Source organism: Nitrosomonas sp. Nm34, from assembly GCF_900113925.1.
GTDB lineage: Bacteria > Pseudomonadota > Gammaproteobacteria > Burkholderiales > Nitrosomonadaceae > Nitrosomonas.
This window is the reverse complement of the sequence record NZ_FORD01000110.1, coordinates 1-4,171: the sequence shown is the minus strand read 5'-3', so window position 1 is coordinate 4,171 and position 4,171 is coordinate 1. Positions and strand designations below refer to the sequence as shown.

General features: G+C 36.4%; 3 protein-coding genes and 1 tRNA gene. 3 read left to right on the top strand and 1 reads right to left on the bottom strand.

The window, feature by feature from the left end; genetic code table 11:
* Positions 1 to 435 precede the first annotated feature (435 nt).
* The 3 genes from rpoH to BM283_RS17310 all read left to right on the top strand — a co-directional run bounded on the left by rpoH (position 436) and on the right by BM283_RS17310 (position 1,857).
* Positions 436 to 1,284 (top strand): RNA polymerase sigma factor RpoH, encoded by an 849-nt coding sequence (gene rpoH / locus BM283_RS17320; RefSeq protein WP_090695351.1) that lies wholly within the window; start codon positions 436 to 438, stop codon positions 1,282 to 1,284.
* Between the two features lie 133 nt (positions 1,285 to 1,417).
* Positions 1,418 to 1,510, top strand: a tRNA-Ser gene (locus tag BM283_RS17315).
* Positions 1,511 to 1,647: 137 nt separating this feature from the next.
* Entirely contained in the window at positions 1,648 to 1,857 is a 210-nt protein-coding gene (locus tag BM283_RS17310) for a hypothetical protein (protein ID WP_090695348.1), read from the top strand.
* A gap of 640 nt (positions 1,858 to 2,497) precedes the next feature.
* On the opposite strand, the gene BM283_RS17305 is transcribed toward BM283_RS17310, so the two are convergent.
* The gene (locus tag BM283_RS17305) at positions 2,498 to 3,169 is read right to left on the bottom strand and encodes a hypothetical protein (RefSeq protein WP_090695346.1); all 672 of its coding nucleotides are present in this window, start codon (positions 3,167 to 3,169) and stop codon (positions 2,498 to 2,500) included.
* Positions 3,170 to 4,171 lie beyond the last annotated feature (1,002 nt).

Below are 4,171 nucleotides of genomic sequence, written 5' to 3'. Positions count from 1 at the left end.
GTTGATCGCAGGGGTAGCGCTTTTGTTAAAAATGTTATCCAATTACACCGTTCGCCAGGGATACCAGCCTGTCCTTTTGCGTTTATCGCGGCCTCCAGAAGTGAAATGACATTTCTTTCTAGAGGCCGTCTTTCTAAATAGCTTTTAAAAACAAAGCTATTTAGAAAGACGGCAACGATTTTTTCGTTGCTTTGTCAAGCTTTTTGTTGCTCTTTTATCTTTGGGTGATTTTCTCCTTTAAGTGTGAAACTCTAAACTCTAGTAAAGAATATTTACTTTATTTTTACACTAAAGTCAGGCTTTCAAAGAATTTTTTCTCATAAATTTATAATAATTAAAGAAACTCCAGGAATTATTAGCACTCTCATCGCATGAGTGCTAAAATAAATTTTAAAATAATAATAATAATTCAAAATTGAGATTAAAGGAGAAAGTATGACAACAACTCTTGCATTACCCACGATAGTGGGTAATAGTATTGAAAGCTATATTCAAACTGTTAACCGTTTTCCTATGTTGTCCCAAGAGGAAGAAATACGCTTGGCAAGATGTTTGAGGGATGAAAATGATATAGAAGCAGCTCATCAATTAGTGCTATCACATTTAAGAGTGGTCATTGCGATAGCTCGCGGCTATTTAGGTTACGGCTTACCCCATGCCGATTTAATACAGGAAGGTAATATCGGCTTAATGAAAGCGGTGAAACGATTTGATCCAGAGCGTGGTGTGCGCCTGGTATCCTTTGCAGTGCATTGGATTAAAGCAGAAATCCATGAATTCATCATGCGGAATTGGCGATTAGTCAAAATTGCAACCACTAAACAGCAACGTAAGTTGTTTTTTAATTTACGAAGCATGAAACAAGGTTTGAATACTATGAATCAGGAGGAGATAACCGCCGTAGCAAAACAATTGGGCGTCAAATCTGAAGAAGTAGTTGAAATGGAGACCCGCTTTAGTGGACGGGATATCTCATTGGAGCCATTATCAGAAGAAGATGATGAAAGCTATAATCCTATTGATTATTTGACTGATGGCATCGATCCTTCGCAAATTATTGAGAAAAACCAGATTTCTTACATATGCCATGAAAGACTCCAAGAATCACTTGCCAATCTTGATGATCGCAGCCGTCATATTATAGAAGCGCGCTGGTTAAGAGAAAAAGATACTGCGACACTTCATGAGTTGGCTGAAGAATTAGGGGTATCAGCTGAGCGGGTTCGACAAATTGAAGTCAAAGCAATCCAGAAAATAAGAAATTCAGTTATTAATGCTATCTAATTCTAAATAAAGATTATGTTAGACGTTCAGAATTGGTCAGGTGAGTAAAATTTACCCTTTTTGCTATAAATAAACTAGCTATAAACTGGTAAACTATAAAAGCTCGCAAATTTATACTTTAAATAACGTGCAGGGAGAGGTACCGAAGTGGCCATAACGGCGCTGACTCGAAATCAGATGGTTGGGGTAACCTGACACGTGGGTTCGAATCCCACCCTCTCCGCCAGCATAGGTTGGTTAAGTGTCTTATTAATAAGATAAAACTATCCGTTAAACCTGCCTGGTTCTGCCCGCCGTTCTGACCATAGAAAATTCTACTCACTCCAAAAAGCATTTTTCTAATCAATTTATGGAAAATGCATTATGGAAACCATCACAGCAACATCCACCAGCAGCAGCACCACCAAGAAACCAATCATTCATTGTTACGTTAAACGCGATAGCAATAGTTTGTTCAAACTGTACTCTCAAACAGATAACGCCCTGCCTGTATTTCATTCAGAGCATTATTCTTTATCCGAAGCCAAAGAAGAAGCCATAACGCTTGGTGCGGTAAATTGTTTACTTGTTTAAGGGGAGCGTCATGGAGAGCTGTGATCGATCACAAGATGTCTTGTTATTGCATCTGGTAATTCTCCAGATGGTAATGGTTAAAAGTCTGGTAGGTATTCTTTGCTATTGACTCTCTTGAAGCAATTGCACAAGGTGCGGTTGTTACTAACGACTGCACATCTTCCGGTATATGAATATATAGCGTAACCAGTTAAGAATGATTCAGAATGTATAAAATTTGAAGAGCATATCAACGGTTTGGCGGTATTGTTTACGCAGCACTCTGGCGTATGCCCATTTATGCTCAGGTGAAATAGTGAGCATACTCCTTAGATCATTTCTAGCTGGTTTTGCTATATAAGAAAACTCCACTGAATCAGTTAATATCCGGTGGGGCTTCCAACATTTTTTTATTTTAGGTTGATTCATGATAAGTACTACATCATGAAATACTTTAAACGGTCTTTATTTATGAAACTTTAACTTTTTGCTATCTTCAAGCAGAGCATAGGAAAACCCCCACCAAGTGGGGTGATACCTAGTGAGGGTTTTGTTTCACATTCGAGAATTTCATGACAAGTACTGCATCATGAAATACTTTAAACGACCTCTATTTATGAAACTTTAGAATAAAACTTAGTAGATATTGATATTTATATTGTTACCATGAAGTGCAATTAAAGAAACCAGCCATTTGATTACATTGGGTTTGCATTGGGCTACGCGGCGCTGGCATGGCAGGGCCAAGGTTTGGCGTCAACATCTTTGCTCCATAATTTAGCAGCATCATTCGCTCATTAAAATTAACCTCTGATTGTAATTGTCTTTCTTTTCTGTAAAATTCATTAATATTAGAGATCAATTTATCCCATTCAGCAGACTGAACTGCTGATTTTCTATTAAATTCTCCATAAGTAATTTTCCCTGCATAAAGCTCGCTCAAATTTTCCATATATGATTCAGAGAATATTTGAAAAGCATTTCCATATCTTTCGTCGTAAAATTTTATTGCTGTTTGTTGTGCAAGAGAATCGCAATAATTCGATAGTTCACTTGATTTAATAATTGCCTGTTTCTCGATTTCAGATACATAGCTTTCATCTGATCTCATTTCTAAAGTAATAGGTTTGGTATCTTGTCTTATTACTCTAATTTTGTTTTTTAATGGCAACAATGTATGTTCAATTTCTTGGTATTTTTGCATACATAATTGATTATCCTTCTCTCCGGCATTTTTAACAGCCGTATTGAACCTTTCTTGCGGTGAAACGCAGGCTGTCAATGATATGAAAACCATTGATAAACCAAATCCATTTATTGTTCCATTGAACATTTTCATTCCTATTTTTTTGTTTGCATTTTTCAGGACATTTTATTCACTTATTGGCCGCCTTCCGTTATTTGCTAACGGATTTTCTTTTTCTGGCGGAGTCTATTTAAATCTAATATAGGTTGTATTTCAAGAGATGTATTTTGTGAACAATTTTGGAATCTTTTTGGCTTTGTTAAGCTCTGCTCAATATATTTTGTTTTGAAAAGCTTCAGGTTTTGTCAGGTTTTGTTAGGTTTTAAAAATAAGAGTCGCCCTTACACTGTTTTTTGGTTAGATCTAGGGAAGGAAAATCAGGTAATCAATGTCCGGGGCAAAAGCTCCAAAGACTTGATGCCCCCTTTATTAAAAACCTGTGTTTCTGAACTGCCCGTGTAAAAATTTGGATAAGCGAACGATGTCCAAGGGAAAAGCTGTAAAGAAATAAGGTGGGGTCTTATCTAGAATACTATCCAACGTTCCGGCACTTTTCGACACTTTGCCGATAAATTAGATATAGGGTGAGGTCTCGTCTAGCATATTGTATTGATACTATTATAGTGTCGTGTTTCACAATAAAGCTGTCACTCAACGTTAAAATAACACAGCTCTTGCTTAACTCTCTTTTACACTTTCCCACACTTTGCTAATTTTGCAGGGTATCAATCTATTTCAACCTATCTTAGATTGCCAGAATGTGCTACAAGTGGTTCTTTATCAATTGATGCATATTTTCCTTGTATCTATAAAGTATTTAATATTTTTTTATATGACAATTTTTGTTTGTGATGAAATAAAAATTGTCAACGTTTGCATTATTGCATTGTTATTTACCATCTCTTTATATTATTGACTAGGGTCTGTTGACGTTTTAAGATAAGTATTTCATAGGTAGAAACAAACTCGTAATATTGGGGTTCCCATACCACCAACAAAACGAGTTTGCGATGCCCCGAATAATGCTCAATGATGAGTACTGGTCGAAGCTGGAGAAGATTCTGCTTCAAGAATCGATTTATAACAAGC